This window comes from Sorangium sp. So ce185 (assembly GCF_051526825.1).
Lineage (GTDB): Bacteria > Myxococcota_A > Polyangia > Polyangiales > Polyangiaceae > Sorangium > Sorangium cellulosum_D.
In genome coordinates, this window is record NZ_CP150316.1 from 6,430,001 (window position 1) to 6,452,099 (window position 22,099).

At 72.0% G+C, this 22,099-nt stretch carries 22 protein-coding genes (1 of these 22 only partly in view); 15 read left to right on the forward strand and 7 right to left on the reverse strand.

Annotation, left to right across the window (positions count from 1 at the left end; all coding sequences use genetic code 11):
• Nucleotides 1–1,291, forward strand: partial view of a hypothetical protein gene (locus tag WMF26_RS23605; protein ID WP_438002122.1) — the 3' portion only. The gene continues 242 nt to the left of window position 1, outside the view; 1,291 of the gene's 1,533 nt are visible here — the last part of the coding sequence; its start codon lies beyond the left edge, outside the window; it ends in the stop codon at nucleotides 1,289–1,291.
• Between the two features lie 37 nt (nucleotides 1,292–1,328).
• On the opposite strand, the gene WMF26_RS23610 is transcribed toward WMF26_RS23605, so the two are convergent.
• On the reverse strand, nucleotides 1,329–1,769 hold the full coding sequence (locus WMF26_RS23610; protein ID WP_438002123.1) for a hypothetical protein: 441 nt from the start codon (nucleotides 1,767–1,769) through the stop codon (nucleotides 1,329–1,331).
• Between the two features lie 141 nt (nucleotides 1,770–1,910).
• Between WMF26_RS23610 and WMF26_RS23615 the strand changes: the two genes are divergently transcribed.
• Nucleotides 1,911–2,615: a DUF1349 domain-containing protein gene (locus tag WMF26_RS23615; RefSeq protein WP_438002124.1), complete on the forward strand. Its 705-nt coding sequence runs from the start codon at nucleotides 1,911–1,913 to the stop codon at nucleotides 2,613–2,615.
• 51 nt (nucleotides 2,616–2,666) lie between these two features.
• Here the strand turns inward: WMF26_RS23615 and WMF26_RS23620 are convergent, their stop codons facing one another.
• Nucleotides 2,667–3,599: a LysR family transcriptional regulator gene (locus WMF26_RS23620; RefSeq protein ID WP_437339256.1), complete on the reverse strand. Its 933-nt coding sequence runs from the start codon at nucleotides 3,597–3,599 to the stop codon at nucleotides 2,667–2,669.
• Between the two features lie 248 nt (nucleotides 3,600–3,847).
• Between WMF26_RS23620 and WMF26_RS23625 the strand changes: the two genes are divergently transcribed.
• From WMF26_RS23625 to WMF26_RS23645, 5 genes are all read left to right on the forward strand, one after another.
• Nucleotides 3,848–5,245 carry an alpha/beta fold hydrolase gene (locus WMF26_RS23625; protein WP_438002125.1) on the forward strand — a complete coding sequence of 466 codons (1,398 nt, stop codon included), beginning with the start codon at nucleotides 3,848–3,850 and terminating at the stop codon, nucleotides 5,243–5,245.
• 97 nt (nucleotides 5,246–5,342) lie between these two features.
• Entirely contained in the window at nucleotides 5,343–6,575 is a 1,233-nt protein-coding gene (locus WMF26_RS23630; protein WP_438002126.1) for a ferritin-like domain-containing protein, read from the forward strand.
• Nucleotides 6,576–6,735: 160 nt separating this feature from the next.
• Nucleotides 6,736–7,041, forward strand: coding sequence for a DUF3817 domain-containing protein (locus WMF26_RS23635; RefSeq protein ID WP_438002127.1), 306 nt, complete (start codon nucleotides 6,736–6,738; stop codon nucleotides 7,039–7,041).
• 237 nt (nucleotides 7,042–7,278) lie between these two features.
• Nucleotides 7,279–7,917 (forward strand): hypothetical protein, encoded by a 639-nt coding sequence (locus WMF26_RS23640; protein ID WP_438002128.1) that lies wholly within the window; start codon nucleotides 7,279–7,281, stop codon nucleotides 7,915–7,917.
• Nucleotides 7,918–8,182: 265 nt separating this feature from the next.
• Nucleotides 8,183–8,983 (forward strand): GNAT family N-acetyltransferase, encoded by an 801-nt coding sequence (locus WMF26_RS23645; protein WP_061623766.1) that lies wholly within the window; start codon nucleotides 8,183–8,185, stop codon nucleotides 8,981–8,983.
• Between the two features lie 37 nt (nucleotides 8,984–9,020).
• Here WMF26_RS23645 and WMF26_RS23650 read toward each other — a convergent pair whose 3' ends face one another.
• Nucleotides 9,021–10,856 carry a M2 family metallopeptidase gene (locus tag WMF26_RS23650; protein WP_438002129.1) on the reverse strand — a complete coding sequence of 612 codons (1,836 nt, stop codon included), beginning with the start codon at nucleotides 10,854–10,856 and terminating at the stop codon, nucleotides 9,021–9,023.
• A 636-nt stretch (nucleotides 10,857–11,492) separates the two neighbouring features.
• Between WMF26_RS23650 and WMF26_RS23655 the strand changes: the two genes are divergently transcribed.
• A complete protein-coding gene (locus WMF26_RS23655) occupies nucleotides 11,493–11,930 on the forward strand; it encodes a hypothetical protein (RefSeq protein ID WP_438002130.1) in 438 nt (145 codons plus the stop codon).
• Nucleotides 11,931–12,032: 102 nt separating this feature from the next.
• Here the strand turns inward: WMF26_RS23655 and WMF26_RS23660 are convergent, their stop codons facing one another.
• The gene (locus WMF26_RS23660) at nucleotides 12,033–12,410 is read right to left on the reverse strand and encodes a hypothetical protein (RefSeq protein WP_438002131.1); all 378 of its coding nucleotides are present in this window, start codon (nucleotides 12,408–12,410) and stop codon (nucleotides 12,033–12,035) included.
• 197 nt (nucleotides 12,411–12,607) lie between these two features.
• Between WMF26_RS23660 and WMF26_RS23665 the strand changes: the two genes are divergently transcribed.
• Together WMF26_RS23665 and WMF26_RS23670 are read left to right on the forward strand one after the other, a co-directional pair.
• Nucleotides 12,608–13,306, forward strand: a complete 699-nt coding sequence (locus WMF26_RS23665; RefSeq protein ID WP_437339263.1) for a fatty acid desaturase — start codon at nucleotides 12,608–12,610, stop codon at nucleotides 13,304–13,306.
• 374 nt (nucleotides 13,307–13,680) lie between these two features.
• Nucleotides 13,681–14,064 carry a VOC family protein gene (locus WMF26_RS23670; protein WP_061623770.1) on the forward strand — a complete coding sequence of 128 codons (384 nt, stop codon included), beginning with the start codon at nucleotides 13,681–13,683 and terminating at the stop codon, nucleotides 14,062–14,064.
• Between the two features lie 336 nt (nucleotides 14,065–14,400).
• Here WMF26_RS23670 and WMF26_RS23675 read toward each other — a convergent pair whose 3' ends face one another.
• Nucleotides 14,401–15,159: a hypothetical protein gene (locus WMF26_RS23675; protein ID WP_061623771.1), complete on the reverse strand. Its 759-nt coding sequence runs from the start codon at nucleotides 15,157–15,159 to the stop codon at nucleotides 14,401–14,403.
• Nucleotides 15,160–15,850: 691 nt separating this feature from the next.
• On the opposite strand from WMF26_RS23675, the gene WMF26_RS23680 reads away from it, so the two are divergent.
• Genes WMF26_RS23680 through WMF26_RS23700 form a run of 5 tightly spaced genes read left to right on the forward strand, consistent with a single transcriptional unit; the run spans nucleotide 15,851 to nucleotide 19,210 of the window.
• Complete coding sequence (locus tag WMF26_RS23680; protein WP_438002132.1) at nucleotides 15,851–16,576, forward strand: tetratricopeptide repeat protein; 726 nt, start codon at nucleotides 15,851–15,853, stop codon at nucleotides 16,574–16,576.
• Entirely contained in the window at nucleotides 16,576–17,451 is an 876-nt protein-coding gene (locus WMF26_RS23685) for a DUF4388 domain-containing protein (protein ID WP_437339265.1), read from the forward strand. Before WMF26_RS23680 ends, WMF26_RS23685 begins: the two co-directional genes overlap by 1 nt.
• Nucleotides 17,448–18,251: a ParA family protein gene (locus tag WMF26_RS23690; protein WP_437339266.1), complete on the forward strand. Its 804-nt coding sequence runs from the start codon at nucleotides 17,448–17,450 to the stop codon at nucleotides 18,249–18,251. The genes WMF26_RS23685 and WMF26_RS23690 overlap by 4 nt, the downstream gene beginning before the upstream one ends.
• Nucleotides 18,223–18,783 (forward strand): hypothetical protein, encoded by a 561-nt coding sequence (locus WMF26_RS23695; protein WP_437339267.1) that lies wholly within the window; start codon nucleotides 18,223–18,225, stop codon nucleotides 18,781–18,783. The genes WMF26_RS23690 and WMF26_RS23695 overlap by 29 nt, the downstream gene beginning before the upstream one ends.
• 52 nt (nucleotides 18,784–18,835) lie before the next feature.
• On the forward strand, nucleotides 18,836–19,210 hold the full coding sequence (locus WMF26_RS23700; RefSeq protein ID WP_020736711.1) for a hypothetical protein: 375 nt from the start codon (nucleotides 18,836–18,838) through the stop codon (nucleotides 19,208–19,210).
• A 140-nt stretch (nucleotides 19,211–19,350) separates the two neighbouring features.
• On the opposite strand, the gene WMF26_RS23705 is transcribed toward WMF26_RS23700, so the two are convergent.
• Nucleotides 19,351–20,799 (reverse strand): amidohydrolase family protein, encoded by a 1,449-nt coding sequence (locus WMF26_RS23705; protein ID WP_438002133.1) that lies wholly within the window; start codon nucleotides 20,797–20,799, stop codon nucleotides 19,351–19,353.
• A gap of 484 nt (nucleotides 20,800–21,283) precedes the next feature.
• Nucleotides 21,284–21,877 carry a hypothetical protein gene (locus WMF26_RS23710; protein ID WP_438002134.1) on the reverse strand — a complete coding sequence of 198 codons (594 nt, stop codon included), beginning with the start codon at nucleotides 21,875–21,877 and terminating at the stop codon, nucleotides 21,284–21,286.
• Nucleotides 21,878–22,099: the final 222 nt, after the last annotated feature.

A 22,099-nucleotide genomic window follows, 5' to 3' on the forward strand; every position in this document is an offset into this window, starting at 1 on the left:
GCCCATGGACGCCGCGAACCTCCCCACGAGACTGCACCCGGAGCTCCGGGGAACCTACGCGGCGCTGAACTCGACCCTGCTGCAAGGCCAGTCCACGGGCCCCTTCGCCTCGCAGTGGTGGCCCCAGAGCAGGAACGGCATCGCCGACCGCTGGAACTCCGCGGTCAAGAACTACGGCGATCTGACGTCGGATCCGGACAACCTCTCGCCGGCGGAGAAGTACGATCTCCTGTTCTACGCGGGGCAGGCGCGGTCGCTGGAGCCGCCCGCGGGCGCCGCCGCCGGCGAGGCGGGCCTGCCGGAGGGCGCGCGCGCGGCGCCGCGGGCGACGCGGGTTGCAGGGCCGACGACGTACTGGGAGCTGACGCACCACGGCCTGTACCAGGGCGTGACCCCGGAGTACTGGTGGGGACACTGCAACGGCTGGGCGGCCTACGTCGTCGCGGAGGGCGGCGGCCCGCCGCTGCGCGACATCCGGGTGAAGGTCTCCGGCAGCACGCTTGTCGAGTGCGCGTCGGTCGAGCGCGGGTGCATCCTGTTCCGCACGGCGGACATCGAGGCGCTCATGACCGAGGTGTACCACCACGACTCCGCCACCGTGTCGGGGCGGCGCTGCGAGACGCGGGAAGACCTCGTCCTGCGCGACGTCTACGGCAGGCCGGTCGATCCGGCGTGCCGCGACCTGAACCCCGGGACGATGCACGTGGCCATGACCGGCCTGCTCGGGCTCGGCGCGAGCTCCATCAGCTCCGCGTCGAGCGGGCGAGCGCAGCGCTCGTTCGTCGTCGACTACACGTGGCACCGCGAGGTGTGGAGCTACCCGGTCACCTCGTTCACCATCGACACGATGGCGGAGGTGAGCGCGCAGGAGGCGGCGCGGCTCGTCTGTAACGGCGGGTACCAGGGCGCCGATTGCTACAACTACGTGTTCAACCCGAACGCCAGGCGCTTCGTCCGCGTCGGGGCGCGCTACGGGATGATCTCGGACGAGGTGAGCGCCGCCGACCTCCTCCGGCCGCCCGCGCTGCGCAACGTCCCGATCCTCAACTCGGAGCTCCACTACGTGCTCGAGCTCGACGATCGGCTGACGGTGCTCGGCGGCGAGTGGATCAAGAACCCCGCCTTCGCCAACGGCGTGAACGGCAAGGCCCTGCACCCGGACTACCTCTGGATCCCGGTGAGGCCGCAGGGCGCGGGCGAGGACAACGACGATCTCGGCGGCTCCGGGGACAACCCGTACATCGCGTACTCGCGCGCGAGGGCGCTGCTCGATCTGTCGCGGCGACGGTGATCGCCGCCCGACGAGCCGCGCTCCCGCGCCCCTGTCGTCAGTTCGCGCCCGCCCCCTCGGCGCCGCCCGCCGCCTCCGCGGCCCCTGCCGCCTCGCCCATCGCTTCTCCCGGCCCGGCGTGCCCTGCCCCCGGAGCGACCGGACCACGCACGACGCCGCGGTCGGGCTCGCCGAGGACGCAAGCCTCCTTCCCCTCCACCACCTTGCACCGGCGATCGGCAGGGCACTTCCCGCCGCACGGCAACCGCACGCACAGCCCCGTCGCAGGATCGCACGCCGTCCCGGGCTCACAGATCGCGTAGCAGGTGTCGTAGATCTCGCGGTTCACGGCCGCCGCCCCGGCCGCGGCGGCGAGCACCGCCGCGGCGTCCGCATAGGAGCCGCCCGCCGAAGAGGAGCCGCCTCCCGACGAGGGCACGGGCCGCGCGCCCACCAGGAACTCGGGCGGACCGCGCCTCGCCTTCAAGCAACCGGCCACGCTTACAGCCATACAGCAGGACACCAGAAGGGCGGTAATTCGCATGGGCCTGAGATCCTGCATACACACCGGAACGATTCGACAACAAGACAGGAAGAGACTCCGGTACTATGGTTGTCATGAAGGGGGGAGGCATACAAGGTGAGTGAGCCCGTACACCTAGCGCCGTTGCCGACGCCGCTCCGCTGGGAGGTACCGCCCAGGAGCTGGAGCACTGGCAAGGCATCGAGCCTGACCGTCACGGCGGGCGGCAAGACCGACTTGTTCCTCGATCCGGAGCGCACCACCGGCCTCCTGAACGCGCCGCGCCTGCTCGGGACGCCGCAGGGGGACTTCCTCGCCAGCGCGCGGGTGACGGTGGGCTTCGCGGCGGCGCACGACGCGGGCGTGCTGCTGCTCTGGGCGCACGAGCGCGCGTGGGCCAAGCTCTGCTTCGAGCTGTCGCCCGAGCGCGTGCCGACGGTCGCCTCCGTGGTGACCCGCGGCCTGTCGGACGATCGCAGGTCCTTCGAGGTGGACGGCGACCACGTCTGGCTGCGCGTCTCTCGGCTCGGGCGCCTGTGCGCGTTCCACGCCTCCACCGACGGGGCGAGCTGGCACCTGCTCCGCAGCTTCTCGCTCCGCAGCACGACCGAGCTCGCCGTCGGCTTCTCGGCCCAGTCGCCCGCGGGCGACGGCTGCACCGCCGTCTTCGACGACATCCGCTTCACGCCGCGCCGGCTCGGCGATCTGCGCAGCGGAGACGTCGAGAGCGTCGAGAGCGTCGAGAGCGACGCGGCGCTGGCGCGCGCCGGTCAGATGCCGCCGCGGACCGGCATCGCCTCGCCGCTCACATACATGTCGTAACGGGCGGGCCTCACGGAGGCCCGCGCGGCGTCCAGCCGCCGCCTCCCGCGGTCAGGACGCCGCCCTCGCGAGCTGGTCGCGCAGCCAGCGCTGCGCCGGATCGTGGTGCGTGCGCTCGTGCCAGATCATCGCGAACGAGAAGCCCGCCAGCTCGAGGGGCGGCGGCAGCACCGCGAGCCCGAGCGGCGCCGCGGCGGCGTCGACGATGCGGGCGCCCAGGGTGGCCATGAGGTCGGTGGCCGCGACGACGTGCGGCGCCACCAGGAAGTGCGAGACGGTCGCGGCGACGCGCCGGCTGCGCCCGAGCGCCGCCAGCGCGTCGTCGACCAGGCTGCCCGGCGTGCCGCGCGGCGCCACGAGGAGGTGCGAGAGCGCGCAGTAGCGGTCGAGGGTGAGGGCGCTGCGCGCCGCCGGATGGCCGCGCCGCACCACGCAGCGGAAGCGCTCGTCGAAGAGCGGGCGGAGGTAGAGGCCCTCGGGCCAGCCGCGGCGAGGAGGGCCGATCACGACGTCGACGGCGCCCGAGGAGAGCTGCGCGACCACCCCCTCCTGGGTCAGCGAGAGCGGCAGCATCCACACGTCGATGCCCGGCGCCTCCCGGGCCAGGAGCGACAGCAGCGGCGGCAGCAGCACGAGCTCCGCGTAGTCGCCGGTGGCGATCCGGAAGGTGCGCCGCGCCGCTCCGGGATCGAAGCGCGCTTCGCCGCGGATCGCGCTGGCCAGGCCGCGCAGCGCGGCGCGCAGGCCAGGCGCCAGGGCCTCGGCGCGCGGGGTGGGCACCATCGCGCCGCCCGTCCCGCGCACCAGCAGCGGATCGCCGAGCGCGCGGCGCAGCCGGCCGAGCGCGTGGCTGCACGCCGGCTGGGTCATGCCGAGGCGCGCGGCGGCGCGGGTGACGTGGCGCTCGTCGAGCAGCGCGTCGAGCACCACCAGCAGGTTGAGGTCCACGGCGGAGAGATCGCGCGCGTCATGTCCATCCTGCATGGCTCAGATGAATACCATGTATTGGAGACATGACGTCGCCGGGCACATGATGGGCTCGTCGGCGCGGCGGTCCGTCGCCGGCTGAGCCGGCCCAGCGCCGAGAGATCCGCGGCGATCGCGCGATGTCCTGCGGCGAGCGACACAGCTCGCCCGGCCGGCGTGCGCCTCGCGTCCGCCGCGGCCACGGCCGCCTCGACCCACGGGAGGAAACGATGAAGAGCGAAGCACGAGCGACTCCGAGCGACACGATGACGAGGGGAGGAACCGGCGCGGAGGTGCTGCGCGTCCTTCGGGCCGGGCTGGCCGCGGCGGTCTGCGTCGTCCTGCTGGCCACGATGGCCGTCCTGGCGGTGCCGCATGCGCGCGGCATCGCCTTCTTCCCCGCGCTCCGGTACGCGGTCGTCGCCCCCGCGTGCGCCCTCGTCGCGGTGGCCGCGGCGTTCCTCTACCACGCCCTCGCCGAGCGCTCGGCGCGGCCGCGCTCGATCCTGGCGGCGAGCCTCGCCGGGCTCGCGGCGAGCGTCCTCCTGGGGATGATCCTGGCGGGGCCGCGCGGCCTCGCCGCCGCCGCGCTCCCCGCCGTGGCCTGCGCCGCGGTCGCGCTGGCCCTGCTCGTCCCTCGCCTCGTCGAGCGGCCGCGCTCCTCGCGCGCCGCCGCCGCGGCGGTCGCGATCCTCGGCGCGGTCGAGCTCGTCGGCGTCGCCGGCGCGCTCTCGAGCGAACGCGCCGCGCCGCGCGGTCCGCGAGGCATGGCGTTCGAGATCCCGCGCGCGATGTTCGACGTCGATCACAGGTTCGTCGAGCTCCCGAGCGGAGCGCGCGTCCATTACGTGGACGAGGGTCAGGGCGAGACGCTCCTCTTCCTGCACGGCAACCCGGCGTGGTCGTTCCAGTGGCGCGAGCTCATTCACGGGCTCCGGGGCTCGTACCGGTGCGTCGCGCTCGACTACCCGGGCTTCGGCCTGTCCGAGGCGCCCGCCGGATTCGGCTTCACGCCGGGCGAGGAGAGCCGCGTCGTCGAGGAGCTCGTCGATCGGCTCGGCCTCCGCGACGTGACCCTGGTCATGCAGGACTGGGGCGGCCCCATCGGCCTGGGGTTCGCCGGGCGCCGGCCCGAGCTCGTGCGGCGCGTCGTCCTCGGGAGCACGTGGGCCTGGCCGACCAGCGCGAGCACGCCGCGCGGCAAATTCTCGAGGATCGTCGGCGGGCCGATCGGCGAGTTCGCGCAGGTGAACTTCAACGGCTTCGCCGCGCTGGGGATCGACAACGGGATCGTGCGGGAGCTGCCCGCCGAGGTCGCCGACGTCTATCTCCGGCCGTTTCTCCCGCTCGATCGCCGCGGCATCGCGGCCTTCTATCCGGGGCAAATCACGGCCGCGACCGAGTACTTCGCGGAGGTCGAAGCCGGCCTGCCCCGGCTCGCGGACAGAAAAGCGCTCATCTTCTGGGCGCTGAAGGACGTCGGGTTTCCGCGCAGCGATCTCGCCCGCTTCGAGGCCGCCTTCCCGGACCACAAGACGATCGAGCTCCCCGACGCGGATCACTTCTTCTTCGAGGACGCCGCGGAGGTGATGATCGCGGAGATCCGCGCGTTCGTCCCTGCGGGCCCGACCGCACGGACCACCGCGCTCGGCGACGCCCGCTGACGACCTGGCAGACGACGCCGGTCGTCTGTTTGAGAGGTATGGGTATAAGAAGGGTTCCGGTGCCGATCGACGGCACGTCGCAGGGAGGCTCAGCGCCATGAACAGAGAGCTGCGCGCGCGCATCATGCATATCGTGGGAGCCGGCGTGTTCACCGGCCTGTCGCTGGCGCTCGGCTGCCAGGACGGCGGCGGCGGCGGCGCGGAGACCGCAGGTGGGACCGGCGGGGCGGGAGGAACCGGCGGCGCCGGCGAGCAGGGCGGCGCCGGCGCACAGGGCGGCTCCGGCGCACAGGGCGGCTCCGGCGGACAAGGCGAGGTCGGTGAGACGAGGTGCTTCCCGCCGGAGGAGGTCCGCGCGAACGCCGGCGCTGGCGGGGCCGGCGGCGCGGGGGGAAGCGCCGCGACCTGCCCGAGCCAGTACCACCCGAACCCCGTGTCCTGCGTGGTCTACGAACATGGCCGGCTGGAGGACGGCCAGTGCTGCTACGACACCAACAACCTGGGCGTCGGCGCCTGCGGCCGCCCGTTCTTCGTGGGCGGCGAGCCGCGCCTCGCGGGCGTCGAGGCGCGGGCCGACTGGGTGCTCTCCGCCGCGCCGGACGCGCCGCTCGCGCTCGACCCCGCGACGCGCGCCGCCCTCGCCGAAGCGTGGCTCGCCGACGCGCGCCTCGAGCACGCGTCCGTCGCATCCTTCGCGCGCTTCACCCTCGATCTGCTCGCCCTCGGCGCGCCGCCCGCCCTGATCGACGCCGCGCAGCGCGCCCTCTCGGACGAGCTGCATCACGCCCGGGCCTGCTTCACCCTCGCGAGCCGCTACGCCGGCCGGTCGCTCGGCCCGGGGACGCTCGCGCTGGACGGCGCGCTCGACGCGCCCACGCTCGCCGGCGCCGCGGCCAGCGCGGTGCGCGAGGGCTGCGTGGGCGAGACGCTCGCCGCGCTCCAGGCCGGCGCGCAGCGGAGCCACGCCCTCGACCCCGAGGTGCGCCGCGCCCTCGACCGGATCGCCGCCGACGAGGCCGCCCACGCCGAGCTCGCGTGGGCCTTCGTGCGCTGGGCCGTCGCGCGGGGCGGCGAGCCGGTGCGCGCCGCCGTGGCCCGCGCCTTCGACGAGGCGCTCGCCGCCGTGCGCGCCGCCCGGGGCCCGGAGCGCGCCGGGATCGACGCCGCCGCTTGGCACGACCACGGCCGGCTCACCGAGGCGGAGCGGGCGCGCTGCCACCTCGACGCCGTGCGCGAGGTCATCGCGCCGTGCGCAGAGGCGCTCTTGTCCACACCGCCCGCACCGCCCGCGGCCCCCGCGGGCATCGCCGACCTGGACGCCCCGGCGTAGCTCGGCCGCACCGACGCTCGGCCATCGCCGTCCCGGACGCTCCGGCGTAGCCTCGCCCCTGGATTCCTCGCCACGCCGCGCCTACGTCAAGGCGCGAGCACGACGCCGGTGCTCGATGAAGAACTCCACGAGCCCCTGCCCCCTGCCCTACGTTGCCGTCATGACCGCGCTTCGCCAGCTCCGCCTCATCGCGATCCTCGAAGGCCTGTCGTATCTCCTCCTGCTCTTCATCGCGATGCCGCTCAAGTACCTCGCCGGCCAGCCGCTCGCCGTTCGCGTCGTCGGCAGCGCCCACGGCCTCCTCTTCGTGCTGTTCCTCGCCGCGCTCGCCCACGCCGCCGTCCGGCGCCGGTGGTCGCTCGGGCGTTCGCTGCTCGCCTTCGTGTCGTCGATCGTCCCCTTCGGGACGTTCGTCTTCGATCGCTCGCTGCGGCGCGAGATCGAGGCGGCCCTGCCGTCGTCCTAGGCCAGGCGGCCGCGGAGACGGCGCGATCCCGGGATCGCGGGCCCGCCCCGCCGCAGCCGGACGCCGCGCTCTCGCAAAAAATCAATAAATTCTTATACTTAAGAGAATATAAAAAAGATCGAGAGGCGTGTCGATCCTGCGTCCGCCCGTTCGTCGTGACGATAGAACCAGGGCGCATCCGGTCCGGAACGGCCGGACGGCCTGCTTCGAGCCCAAGGAGACACGACGATGCGATCCATGAACACCGCGGAACCGGCGACGAACGAGGCGAGGACGGACGCGCAGCCCCCGGATCACGCGACACGGTCCGATCGCTGGACGAGAAGAGGCCGCGCGGTCATGAGGCGCATCTCGATGGCGGCGTGCCTGTTCGTCGCTGCGTGCGGCGGCGCGGACGACGGCGGCGCGGGCGGCGGCGGCGCGGACGGCGCGGGCGGCGGCGGCGCGGACGGCGCGGGCGGCGGCGGCGCGGGCGGCGGCGAGCCCGATCAGGTCGCGTGGAAGGACATGACCTTCGAGGAGCGCACCGCGTACATGACCACCGTCGTCATGCCCCGGATGAAGGAGGTCTTCGTCGCGTACGACGCAAAGTACGAGACCTTCGACTGCACGACGTGCCACGGGGACGACGCGGTCGAGCGCGCCTACGCGATGCCGAGCCCGGCGATCGCCCCGCTCCCGGCCAGCGAGGAAGGGTTCCTCGAGTGGGTGGGGGATCCGGAGCACCCGGAGCGCCAGGAGTGGACCGATTTCATGTTCAACGAAGTCGTACCCGCAATGGCCGACCTGCTCCAGGTCCCCAGGTTCGACCCGACGACGATGACGGGCGAGTTCTCGTGCAACAACTGCCACACGCTCGAAGAAATCGAGCCGTGAGGCGGCCCGAGGCGTGAGCGAGCCACGGCGGATCCCGGCGATCTCGCCGCGCGCGATCTCTCCGCGGTCTGCGCCCTTGCGAGCGCGCGTCGTGGTGCCGAGCCGCCCCCTCTCAGAGTTCCTACCGGACAGGCCACCTCATCTCCTCCGACGGAGCGCCCCACCGCGACCGGCGGCCCAGCACCATCGCTCCACACGCAGCGCGAGAGCGGCCCTATTCCCGGACGCCCAGTTCCGGCTACTCTCCGTTCCGAGGAGGTTTCGCATGCCCGACCCGATCGAGATCGAAGAGTCCAACGCTCAGTTCGTGGCCGCCTGGACCTATTTCAGCCAGGGTCTCCCCGGCCATCGCATCGAGCACACCGACGGCGTCACCGTCGTCCTCTCGGGCACGGACATGATCCTGATCAACATGGCCACGCTCTCCTCGCCGGCCACCGACCTCCAGGATCTCGAGCGCCGGGCGCGCAGGGCCGTCGAGCTCGCCCGGGCCGGCGGCGTGCCGTGGCTCTTCGCGCTGTCCGACAGCTGGTCGCCCGGCGGCGACGGGGGCGCGGCCGCCGAGCTCCTCGGCCGGCTCGGCTTCACGCCGGCCGTGTCGCTCCTGGGCATGGTGGCCGACGCGATCACCCCGCCGCGGCGCACACCTTCCGGCCTCGATCTCCGGCGCGTCGCCGACGCAGAGACGCGCGCCGCCATCGCGGATCTCAACGCGGCGGCCTACAGCGTCCCGATCCCGGCGGGGCGCGCCTCCGTGGCCCACGAGGCGATGTGGGGCGACCGGGCGTTCGGTCGGGTCGGCTACGTGGGCGAACAACCCGTGTGCTCCGCGGCGACGTTCATCGTGGAGGGGATCCGCTACGTGGGCTTCGTCGTCACCGCGCCCGAGCACCGGCGCAAAGGGTACGCCGAGGCGGTGATGCGCGGCTGCCTCGACGACGCGCTGAGCGAGACGGGCATCCAGAGGACCGTCCTCCACGCGACGGACATGGGGCGTCCCGTGTACGAGGGGATGGGCTACCGCGCGGTCACGCGCTTCGCCTTCTACACGCCGCCGCAGGCCTGAAGCCCGGGCGGCGCGCGCGTGCCGCGCCGGCCGCAGCCTACCATCCGCACGTCCTGCCGCGGTTCTGCCGATCGAGCCAGCCCCTGAGCGGCGCGAAGTAGTCGAGCATCGCCGCCGCATCCATCCGCCGCGATCCGGTCACCGCTTCGAGCGCCTCCGGCCACGGCCGGCTCCGCCCCATCTCCATCATCCGCCGGAGCCGCTCGCCGGCCTGCTCGCTGCCGTAGATCGTGCAGCGGTGGAGCGGCCCCTTGTGCCCCGCCTCCTCGCAGAGCGCGCGGTGGAGCTGGAACTGGAGGATATGCGCGAAGAAATACCGGATGTACGGGACGCTCGCCGCCACATGGTATTTCGCGCCGGGATCGAAGTCCGCCTCGGAGCGGGGCACCGGCGGCGTCACGCCCTGGTATCTCCTCCGGAGATCCCACCAGGCCTTGTTGTACTCCGCCGGCGGGATGTCCCCGGAGAAGACGCCCCAGCGCCACCGGTCGACGAGGACCGCGAACGGCAGGAAGGCCACCTTGGCGAGGGCCTCGCGGAGGAGGAGCGAGACATCGCTCGACGGCGGGGGCAGCTCGTCCACGAGCCCGATCCGCTGGAGGTACGCCGGCGTGACCGACAGCCCGATGGTGTCGCCGAGGGCCTCGTGGAACGCCGGGTTCGGGCTGTCGCGGTACAGCCACGGGAGGTGGTTATACGCCCTCTGATAGAAGGTGTGGCCGAGCTCGTGGTGGATCGTCTGGAAGTCGTCCGCCGTGACGTCGATGCACATCTTGATGCGCACATCCTCCTCGTCGTCGATGTTCCACGCGCTCGCGTGGCAGACGACGTCGCGATCCGCCGGCTTGACGAAGAGCGATCGCTCCCAGAAGGTGGCCGGGAGCGGATCGAACCCGAGCGAGACGAAGAAGCGCTCGCCCGTCTTCACCATCTCGATCGGCGTGAACCCCTTCGCGCGGAGCGCGGCGTCGAGATCGTAGATCGGCGCGACCCCCTGGGGCGCGACGAGATCGTGGATGTTGCTCCAGTCCTGGGCCCACATGTCGCCGAGCAGATCGGCCCGGATCGGGCCCGCGCCGGGCACGACGTCCTCGCCGTAGCGCGCGGCGAGGCGGCCGCGCACGTAGCAGTGGAGGGCGTCGTAGAGCGGCTTGACCTGCCCGAAGAGGCGGTCGACCTCCCGGGGCAGCGCCTCTGGCGGCATCTCGTATTTCGCGCGCCAGGCGTCGCCGGTGTCCTTGAATCCGAGCTCGCGGGCGCCCTCGTTCGCCAGCGCCACGAGCCGCGTGAAGTCGCCGCGCATCGGCGCGGAGACCGTGCGCCAGCCGACCCACGCTCGCTTGAGCTCCTCGGGATCCCGGCTCTTCGCGATGATCCTGCTGAGCTCCTGGAGATCGAGGCACTGGCCGGCCGAGGGGCAGTATTTGCCCGCGCCGTACGTGGCCTCCAGCCCCGACGCGATCGTCGCGAGCTCCTGGGTCTTCGCGGGGTCGGCGGGCGCGTAGAGGGTGAGCGAGGTGCGCAGGAGATCGAGCCGCCGGCGGACGTCGTAGGGCAGATCGAGGTCGCGATAGCGGGCCGCGCGCTTGGCGTAGTCGGTCTGCGCGCCGAGCAGCTTCGCGCTCGCCGCGGCCGCGAGGACCTGCGTATCGCCCGTGATGTACGTCGACGCGACCCAGGCGGCCCGGTTGTTCTGGGTGCTGAGCTCGTGGAGCTCCGATTCCGCTTGTTCGATGAATCTCTGGGCCTCCTCCGCCGCGGGCTGTGAGCCGGGCCGCGGCCGCGGCGGAGGGCTGGGATCGGAGCAGGCCGCCGTGAGCGCGAGCGCGCCGCACGGCAAGGCGACGACCAACACCTGAACCATGCGCACCATTTCCCGCCGCTCCTCGATCGCGGGCAGCTCCAGCGTGCGAGGGTCCCCCCACCCCGGACGCGCAGAGGGCGCGGGGTGCGCTTCGGCGCCGCGATCCTGGTGGGGCCTCTAAGGCCGCTCGGCCGCTCGAGCAATCCTCGGGGTGCCGCCTCGCGAAGGGCTGACATGCGGCAAACTCCGCTCCTTTCACGCCGTCACGTCAGCCTGGAGGATGCCCACTCGCCGCGACATCGCTCAAGGTCGCGTGCCTGCCTGATCGACGATGACGTTGGGATCGATGGCGTTGTACCGATCCCCGCGGCGCGAGCAGATCACTGAGCCGAGAGCGGTCCAGCTGCCGGACGCCATGGAGTCCCGGGTGGCGTGACCGATGCACGCGCTCCGGCTCCCGAACGTGGAGGCCGAGTTGTGGGCGGAGCAAGCACCCAACCCGGGTCGGGTCGTCGCCGCCGCCCAACCCGGGTCGGGTCGCCGCAACCCGGGTCGGCCACCCTCAACCCGGGTCAGATCGGCCGGTAGGGTCGGTCGACCAGGGTCGTCGAAAAATCGTCACCGCCGATGTCGAGGGCGCGCCGGCGGCTCCGACATCCCCGTGTAGCGCCGAGGACGGCGTTCCATCACCCGGACGAGGACCCCATGAACACCAGCGAAACTCTTCAAGCAACGCTCACCGTCACGACAGATTCCGCCCGGACTAGAACCATGCTCCGTAGCGTCGGCGCGGTGCTCTGCGGCCTCGTCTCGACGGCCGTCCTCACTACCGTCGTGGACCTGGCGTTGCACGCATCCGGCGTCTTCCCGCCGCACGGGGAACGGATGGCCGACGTGCTGTTCGTGCTCGCGCTCGCCTACCGCATCCCGCTGAACGCCGCCGGCTGCTACGTCGCGGCCCGGCTCGCTCCGGCTCGCCCGATGCGCCACGCGCTCGCCCTCGGCTTCGTCGGCCTCGCTCTCGCTACCCTGGGCGCTGTCATGATGTGGGAGCACGGCCCCGCGTGGTACTCGCTCGCGAACATCGCGATCGCGCTGCCGTGCGCCTGGGTCGGCGCGCGGCTTCGAGGCGCTCGCTCCTGACCAAGTCGCCCACCCAACCTGCGCCACCCCGGGCCACCCCGACCTCGGCCGGGTCGCTCAACCTGAGTCGGACGGCACCATCCCCGACAGCCCGCGAGCGCGTCACCCGGCCGGCTCGCCTCCGAAGCCGAGAAAGTGCACCGGCTTCCTCCCGCGCGCCCCCGCGACCCGCGACGCCCCCTCGGGGAAATACCGCTCCTCCAGCCGCCGGAAGCTCCGCTCCGTCGCGCGCTGAAACAGCGGCCGAAACACCGCACGGTCGAACCACCGTCCGAACGCCCCCCAGCGCACCTCGTACATATACGACGTCGAGAACTCCACGCCCCGGCCTTGCATCATGTACTCCCCGGCGGGCAGCCCTCCCTGGCTGCGCCGCGACGCCGGCTCGACGGCAACATCGACCATCGCCACACCGATATCGGCCACGAAGAGCGCGACGAAGAACGCGTAGAACGCGCCGTGAAACTGGACATTGGGCACGAGCGCGAGCTGAAGCGCATCTCGGCCCCTCGCTGTCCACACGCCTTCGTGGCTGTCCACGCCGTGGACACCCGGGTTGCCGCCCGCGTGGACACCGGAGGTCGCGCCGCGCGCGCCGCGTGCATCGGACGCGCCGCCGCGGCCCGCGCCGCGCCGGCCCGCGCTCCCTGGCACGGCGATCGCACCCCGAGGGCGCCATGCAACCTCGCCTCGGCGACCTCGCCTTGCACATCGCCCGTGTCAGCCTCTGCGCCTCCGGCGTCGGCCTCGCCGCGCGCATCGAGAGCGCGACGCTCGCCGCGGCCCTCGAGGGCGCGCTCTTCTTCGCCTCCTTCGCCCTGATGCACGACGTCGCCCACGGCGCCCTCCGCCTGCCGCGCAAGGCGAACGAGCTCGCCCTCACCCTCTCGGCCGCGCTCATGCTCATGAGCGGCCACGCCCTGCGGCTGATGCACCTGCGCCATCACGCTCGCCCTCTCGCGCCCGACGACGCCGAGGGCGCCCCCGCGCGCCTGCCCCTCCCGCGGGCGCTCCTCGGCGCCCCGCTCAGCGCCCTCGCCCTCCGCGTCGAGGCGTTCCGCGCCGCCGGCCCCTCGGGCCGCCGCTGCCAGCTCGCCGAGACCGCGCTCAACCTCGCCTCGCTCGCCCTCCTGCTCGCCTCGCGGCGGCCGGCGCTCCTCGCCGTCGCGGCCACCGCGACGTGCCTCCAGCTCACCATGGCCGTGTGGGCCGCGCACGTCCCGCACAACGCCCCGGCCTGGATGCTGGCCGCCGCGCGCCGGCTCGCCTTCACCCGCTCACCGATCGCGCTGAGCCTCGGCTACCACGAGCGCCACCACCGCATCCCCAACCTCCCCTGCAGCCGCCTCGCCCTCCCCTCCCCCGACCGCGCATGAGGCCATCGCCCCTGCAAACCGTCCTCGATTCCGCTCGAGCGCCGCGGGCCCCTGCGCCGCTCGGACAGGTGACCGCGACGATACGGCGGTGAGGAGGTCACGTGACCGACGAGCGGAGGAGAACAGCAAAGACGGGATGGCGCGCTGGGCGGCACGCCCAGGCCGGCGAGGTTGCTCGCGTGAACCCACCGTGGCAGGCTCGCCCTGTTCCCGGGCGGGCACGCGCGGCGGGCCTCGTGCAGCGGCTCGGTCGGCGGGGCTCGGCTGGATGGAGGGCACAGAGAGATGAACGACACCAGGCCGACGCGTGAAATGATGGCCTCGCCCGAGCGGCCGCAAGGCCTGCTCGAGCGCCGCGGAAGGGAGACGCGCGCATGACCGTCCGGCTGAACCACACCATCGTCGCCGCGAAGGACAAGAAGGTGTCCGCCACCTTCATGACGGAGATCCTGGGCCTCCCCGCCCCGGAGCCGTTCGGACACTTCCTCACGGTGCGGCTCGACAACGACGTCACGCTCGACTTCATCGACACCCCTGACGAGGTGCACCCCCAGCACTACGCGTTCCTGGTCAGCGAGGCCGAGTTCGACGAGATCTTCGGCCGGATCCGCGATCGGAAGCTGCCGTACTGGGCCGATCCCAGAGCGCAGCGCCCCGGCGAGATCAACCATCACGACGGCGGGCGCGGCGTGTACTTCCCCGACCCCGCCGGGCACTACCTCGAGATCATCACCCGTCCTTACGGCAGCGGCGGCTGATCCCGGCGCGCCGCCCGCCCCGCGGGCCGGCGCCGATCGCGCCGGAGCTCCGAGCGGCGGCGCTCGACGTCGACGTTCGTCGGACGGCGCTCACCGCCATGGGAGCGCTCACCGCCATGGGGGCGCTCACCGCCATGGGGGCGCTCACCGCCATGGGGGCGCTCACCGCCATGGGGGCGCTCACCGCCATGGGGGCGCTCACCGCCATGGGGGAACGAGGACATCAGCGCCATGCGCAGCGTCTTGTGCAGAGAGCGCGGCGCGTGGCGAGCGCGATGGAATGGATATCGTGGAGGGGGCCGCGAAGGCGAAGCTGGAGAGCTCAACCGCGCTGCTTCACGCGGCGAGGATTGACGAGCGGGTCATGATCTGGCTCACGCCGTCCGTCTCGGGGTCGGCCGCGGGGATGGCCGCGGGGTGCGCGACGGCATAGCGCAGGAGCTCGTGCGTCCACGGCTCGAAGAGCGCGAACACCTCGTCCGCGAGCGCCTTGTAGCGCGCGCGCGTCTCCGCGTCGAGGGAGATGCTCGCGAGCGCGGCGTGATCGGCGTCCACCGTGTGGCCCGACTCGCGCTCGAAATGGAACGGGCCGCAGTAGCGCAGCTGCGTTCCAAGCCGCTTCTCCAGCGCCTCCGCCAGGGGAAGCATCGCGCTGAAGAGGACGTTGCCAGTCTCCTCGATCGCTTCGATGATGACCAGCCGCTCGAGGCCCGTCGTGCCCTTGATGAGCTCGGTGAGCCGCGCGGTGAGGATCCGATTCTCGATCGTCTCCTCGCCCCAGAGGAAGTGCATCAGATCCGAGCTCCGCCCCTCGACGTCGTAGCCCAGCTTGGTCAAATCCTCCAGGTACCACGGCCAGTGATGGTCGTCCTCGCGGGTGTGGACGTTCACCATTTCCTGGTATTCGTCCGCCGCGGGCTCCTTTCTCAGCACGAATTTGTTCAGATCACCGAAGCTCATGATGAAGAAAGCCATGCACGGATAGAAGGCGAGCCGCTCGCTCGGATCGAGCCGCTCATCACGCATGCGCTCGAACAGGGGTAGACGAGCGTATGCCTGCTTCTTCTGGAAGATGTGCCGCAAGACCTGCCGCATAAGCGATCTCCTTTCGGCTGGTGGTGTCAGTTGGTCGAACGATCCCTCTGTTTGCGTAAGCCAAGCGTCGTATGCGCTTCGTGAGGCGACAAGACAAGACCACGGCGTACCCCCCATGGACGCTGCGGCTGGATCTCACCTTGGTTGAAATCCTGCACGACCCCCCCTCGCTGCATTCCGAGCTTGATTTTTGGAATTTCCCACGAACCACCTCAGACGTTACGTAACGTTGGGGGGTGCTTCCACTCGGTGAACCCACTCTAGCGCAAGTTCCGCGTAAGCTGCATCCAGTATCTTCAGCGATCTCCACCGAAATCGAGCTCGGTAGCCGGGTGGGCGAATGGGTGCCCATGTGCGACACCCATTCCTCTTATGGTGATTGCGCGGCGATTTATTCGGCAGGCGTCCGAGAGCGCCGGCGGGCCGACCCGCCACGCATTGAAGAAATGGGCAGAGTCGCGCGGGTACGAGCCTCCATGGCCTCCACATGGGCCCATGTCGCAGCACCCATGTTCTCAGAGTGGGGCCCTGACTGGTCCCACACGCTCGCACCTGAACGACGGCGATCCCGATGTGGACAGCGCCGCCGGGGCGGCGGCCGCGGAGGCGCTACCAAACCGCTTGAAGGTCGGCGGTCGAGGCATGTAGCTTGCCGAGTTGTGCCGTGAAAGACCAACACGAATCGGCCTGGATGATGGAACCCGAAAGCCGCGAGGTCCCGAAGAGCACACCCGTGCGCGCGGAGATCGTGCGGCTGGTCCGTGAGAAGCGCTACGAGGAGGCGCTGGCGGTGCTGTACCGCGCGCGCGCGGAGGCGCCCGAAGACCGCGAGCTGCAGACCAGCATCGAGCGGATCAAAGAGTTCCTCGCGGGCGCCTACGCCAAGCGGCTCGGCGGCCTCGATCAGGTGGCGGGGCCCATCCCGGTGTCGGCGGGCCGCTCGCCCGACGCGCTCCTGGTGGCGCGGTACATCGATGGCTCGTCGACGTTCGACGACATCGTGCAAATGTGCCCGCTCGGGCGGCTCCGCACGCTGCAGGTGCTCGTCGGCCTTTACACGGGGCGGGAGGTGGCGTCGCCCTTCAGCGAGAGGACACCGCAGTCCTGGCGCCGGCAGATGGACACGCTGCCGTCCGCGGTCAGCTCGGATCCGGGGCCGCCGACCATGCCCGAGCGCGGGCTGCAGCGGCGAGCGCCGGAGCCGCCCGCCCCGACCAGCGCGCCCTTCACGCCGCGGGTCTATGAGACGGAGGAGGATCGGCGCTACCGCGAGGCGTTCGCCCGCGGCACCGCCGCGTTCGTGCAGCGCCGCTACGACGAGGCGATCGAGGCCTTCGAGGCCTGCGCGCGCATGCGTCCGGGCGACTCGGCGTCGTCCGTCATGCTGCGCCGAGCGCGGCGCGACCTCGGAGGCTGATGCCGATCGTCGTGGTCGCGGATCCCGATCTGCGCGAGCGCATGCGGTGCATTCGCGTCATCGCGGGGCAGACGCCGGTGAGCGCCATCGGCGCCGCCACGTGGGAGGAGCTGGAGCAGGCGCTCGAGGGCGCCGAGAGCGCGGAGCTCATCATCTACGCGCCGTCGCTCCCGGGCGGGCCGGAGGACGCCGTCGCGCAGCTGCTCCGCCGCACGGCGCGCCTCGTGCTCGCCGTGAACGAGGGCGTGGAGGTCCCGGGGGCGATGAACGTCACGCGCGTGACGTGGCCCATCGCCGAGGAGACGCTCGTCCTCATGGGGCACGCCGCGGGCGCGCAGTCGGCGCCGATCGGGATGTACTTCGTGCCCGTCGACTTCTTGCAGATGATCTGCATGTCCGGCGACTCGCACGTCCTCGTGGTCAGCAACGAGAGCGGCGACGTGGGCCTCATCGAGGTGCGGCGCGGCCAGGTGTGGACGGCGTTCGACGGCCTCGGCGTGGGCGAGGAGGCGTTCGCGCGGCTCATTCGCCCGGAGATGCGCGTGCGTGTCAACCCGACCGTCAGCTCGACGAAGGAGCGCACCATCTTCAAGGATCTCGCGGAGCTCGTGCTCGACTCGCTCCGCCGGATCGACGAGGGCTGCGTGGAGATGCCGCCGCCGATCTCCTCGCGGCGGATCGAGGTCGCGCTCTTCTCGCCCGAGCAGCGCGCGGCGCGCGTCAAGCAGCTCAACGCCGACGCGCGGCGCCTCCTCATGGAACGCAGCTACAGCGAGGCGGCCCGCGTCCTCACCGACCTCTCCACCCTCGACCCCGCATCCAGTCTCGTGCGCGCTAACCTGGAACAGCTACGCAAGCTCGGATACCCCAAATGACCCGATCCATCGCATTCGCCAGCCTGAAGGGCGGAGTCGGAAAGACCACCGTGGCGCTCAACTGCGCCTTCGCCTTCGCGCGCCGAGGCGCGCGGACCCTCCTCGTCGACACGGATCTGCAGGGCGCCATCGGCATGTCGCTCGACGGCGTCAGCGACCGCCCCGGCCTCGCCGCGAGCCTCGCGCGCGGCGGCCCCCCGCTCGAGGGGCTCGTCAAGACGCGGCTCCCGGAGCTCTGTCTCCTGCCCATGGGCCCCGTCGACGCGCTCGACGAGGATCGCTTCTCCGTCAACGCGCGCGAGGCCAACCTCGTGGGGCGCATCCTGGAGCAGAGCCAGCGCGACTTCGACCTGATCCTCTTCGACACGCCGGCCGGGCTCGGCGGGATGTCGCGCCTCGCGCTCGAAGAGGTGGACCACGTCGTCGCCGTGGCGCAGTGCGAGCCGCTCGCGCTGCGGGCCCTGCCCCGGCTGCTCGAGCTCCTGGCGCGGCTCCGCGACATCGGCTCCGCCTGCTCGCTGCTCGGCGTGGTCGGCACCATGAGCTCGTTCCGCGATCCGGTGCTGTTGGCCTCGCTGGAGGAGCTGTGGTCGCTCTACCGCGACCAGGTCTTCGACACCGCGGTCCCGCGCGACAGCACGTTCCTCCAGGCGAGCCGCGCGGGGGTGCCGCTCGGCCTGCTCAGCCGCCGCCCGCCGGCGGTCTCGGCGGTGTTCGACAAGCTGGTGGCCGAGATCGAGGAGCGCCTTGGCACCACGGCAGGAGGCGAGGATGACGGTCCGATCCGTCTCGTGGACTGACGCGCAGCGGGTGAGCTCGCTGCTCGCGCGGGTGTCGGCGACGCCCGCGCGCGAGCCGGCGGCGCTCGTGAGCGCCATGGGGTCGTCGCGCGCCGGCGCGCCGGCGAAGGCGCCGCCCGCGCCGGCGAAGGCGGCGCCCAAGGCGCCGAAGGAGGTGCCGCGCCTCGTGCAGACCTCCGACAACCCGGCCGACCGGCTCGACGCGCTCGTCGCCTGGACGCTCGCCCACCACGCGTGCGCGGGCGCCTTCGTCGCCGACGACAACGGCCTCACGCTGGCGGCGCACGGCATCTCGGAGGCGCACGTGTCCCTCGTGGGCCCGCTGCTCTCGGCGCTGGTCGGCGTCCGCACCGTCCCTGGCGTCGACGCCACGGCGGGCGCGCTCTGGCTGGGCGCGCAGATGATGTCCTGGGTCGAGACGCGCACGGCGCGCGGCGGCTTCTGCCTCGGGACCGTGGGCGACGAGGCTCTCTCCACGCGGGCGCTCGAGCAGCTGAAGGAGGCGCTCGAGACGACCGTGCGCGGGCTGTGATACATCCGGATTTTCAATGCGGGCGCGCGCGCCCAGGAGCGACGGAAGCACGATGATCGACACCAAAGTCCTCGAGGCGGCAGTCCACGACCTCCGCAACATCCTTCGCGACGGGCTGCTCGCCAGCGACATCTGGGAGCGCACGGCGGGCCTGTCGCTCGCCGGCTTCAACCAGCAGCCCGTGGCGGTGGCCCTCTTCACGCGCATCACCGAGGAGCTGGACAGCTCGCTGCGCGACTCGAACTTCCCGCCCCTCGGGCGGTATTACATGCTCGACATGGCGGGCAACCACACCGTGGTGGTGGTCAACCACGGCAAGCTGCTCCAGGGCATGCTGGTGGACAACAAGCGGGCGAACCTCGGGATCCTCATCTCCGTCGCGATCCCGCGGATGATCGAGACCATCGCGCAGGCGTACGAGCCCTGAGCTGCCGAGCCCGCTCGCTCCCGCTCCGAACGCACCACAGAAATCCGGCGCCGCACCCGGGACACGTCGCGAAGAGGGCTCGACGCGCGCAGCCGCTCGTACGGCGTGGGCGCCGCGCGCGCCGCGCGCAGGCCTCGCCGCTAGTCCGGCAGGCCGCGCGTGAAATCGAGCAGGCGCAGCATGTCCCGGCGGGTCCGCGGGCCGTAGGTCTGGAACGAAGGCATCGGCGCGTTCGCGTACTCCGCGCGCGCGCGGCTCACCTCGTCGCGGGCCTGCGCGCCCTGCACCGCGGCGACGTCGACGCCGTACACGCGCGCGGCGTTGAGGCCGAGGATCTTCGCCTTCCGCTCCGGGGTCAGCGCCGGGTACCCGTGGCGCTCCTGGAGCTCGGGGGTGATCTCGAACGCCCGGAATGCCTGGATCTGATCCTGCGGCGAGCCGAACCAGATGGCGTCGGTCCCCCAGAGGATCCGGTCCTCGCCCACGTGTTTGAGCAGCTTGCCGAGGACGTGCGCCGCCTCGTCGGGTTTCTTCATCACCTCGCGCCACGTGGAGCCGAGCTCGGCGTACACGTTCCCGTTCTGCCCGACGCCGTTCTCCTCGAGGGAGCGTATCAGCGCGTCCACGCCGCGCGTGGCCTTCGGGTCGTACGGGCCTTCGGTGATGTCGGGCTCATAGCCGGAGTGATAGATGAGGAACGTCGCCTTCGGGAACGCGCGCGCCGCCGGTCCCACGTCCTTCGGCCGCGTGTACTCCGGGTTCATTCCGGAGAGCGGGAGCCCCTTGTGCACCGCGAAGATCGGAATGCCGAGGGCGATGCCGTGCTCGATCGTCCTCCGGCCCACCTCGTCGTTCAGCCACCAGCCCTCGCCGGTCGGTCCCCACACGGTGTAGAGCTTCCACGCGCTGAGCTTCATGGTCTCGGCCTGCCTGCGCATCTCGTCGGCGATCTTCTCCCAGGGCGCGATGGTCGGCTGGACGACGCCGTGGATGCGCAGCCGATCCCGCCCGAGCTGCGCGACCTTCTCCCGCGTGCGCGCGGCTTCCTCGGTGAGCATGGGCAGCGGATCGCCCCAGAGGCCGGTCAGCACGGCGAGCTGGGTGTCGCTGTTCATGAAGACCTCGCGGATGAGCACGTCATCGGTGAAGCACCGCGCCCAGGCCGGGGCGCCGCAGTCCGCTTGCGGCGTCGTCTTGAGGAAGTCCGCGAGCGACGGCTGCCCTTCCTTCCACCAGACCCGGTCGGCGCTCACCTCGTGCGTCTGCACGTCGAAGATGAACTCTTTGCCGGTCAGCTTCTCGTTCGCGGCGGCGGGGTCGAGCGTGGACTCCTTCGTGACCTGGTAGCGCCCGCCCCCGCAGCCCAGCTGGTTCAGCGCGAGGAAGACGGTCGCGGCGCCGCACGTGCTGGCGAGGTACTCGCGCCGGCTCATCCCCAGCTTGCGCGCGTTGTCGAGCGCGCTCTCCATCGCGCTCCGCTGCGCCTCGCGCAGCGCCGCGTCCGGGGCTCGCGGCCAGTACTCACCGTTGCTCGTGGAGTCCAGCTTCACCGGCAGGCGGAGATCATCGTCAGGTAGGCTCTTCTTCATCGAGTGGCTCCTGTTGGTTCCGGCTCAGGCGTTCACAGCGGCGCGTCACGGTGAAACGGGATCATCGCCCGTGTCGCGGTCGACGGCTGGCGCGATCTCGGGTCGGACCGCGTCGGCCGACGCGCGAGGTTGCTGGAGCTCGCACGCGCGACGCATGGCTGGGTCGTGACGCGGCCGGGCGCGCGCGGCAAGGCAGGGACGCGCGCGGCGGGTGAGCATCCCGAGCGGTGGCGAGCTCGACCAGCGGGGCGCCGCGATCGGTCCGGCGATCGACGTGCGGCGTCTTCGCGTGGAGGGTCGCGTCGATGGAGCGCTCGCGCGCTCGGCGGGGAGCCGACCTCGTCGAGGAAGCGATGGTCGCGAGATCACCGCGTCGGAGGCGAGCGAGCGGGACCTCGTCGCGCAGGGTCGCCGCCTTCGGCTCGCGCGGTGCGGCTGGGTTCGCTCGACGTGCTTGGGTCGAGGACGAGGAGGAGATCGCGCGTCAGGTGGTGCTCGCCCCGCGGGTCGCGCCGCCCGCGGCGCGCCGGCGCTGCGGGCCGAGCCACGCCGCGAGCGCGCGATCGATGGCGAGGAAGGTGAGCGCCGCCGCGGCCGCCACGAGGGCGAGGAACAGATCGTAGCGCGGGAACAGCGCCTCCCAGCCCGCCCAGACGCGGTGGGAGAGGTTGACGTTCGTCTCGGGCGGCGTGAGCGCGCGCGTGAGCCCTACCAGGGCGAGCAGCGCCGCGGTGGCCTTGAGCCAGGCGCGGTGCGGGAGGCCCAGCTCCCGCACCGCGACGACGGCGAGGATCGGGCAGAGCACGTGCGGCAGGAACGTGGTCAGCAGGAGCCCGCTGCCCGTCGCGATGTCGAGCAGCCAGATGGGCGTGCCGAAGGCGAGCCACAGCGCCGCGATCGCGGCGAGGTCTGGCTTGGCGAGAAAGCAGCCGGTCGCGAGCAGGAGGGGCGCGACGTTGCACATCCAGAGCAGGTCGTGCGGTGAGCCCCGCCGCACGTGGTTGCCGCCGTGGACGACGAACGCCACCGCGGCGAGGCCGCCCATCACCCGGAGCCGCGACGAGGACGGCGCTGCCATCAGAGCCCTCCGTCGCCCCTCGTCGTCTGACCGGCGACGCAGGCGTTCTCGAGCGCAAGGCGCCGCGTGCGGATCGCCGAGATCGTGGTGCGCGAGCCGCTGTCGCGGTCGAGGTCGTGGTCCGCGGCGGGATTCGTCGAAATGTGCCGCGCCATCAGAAATGGGATGCGAGCGTCCGCGGGCTGCTCGCGGGCCCTGCTGGGGCTCTCGGTCAACGCGCGG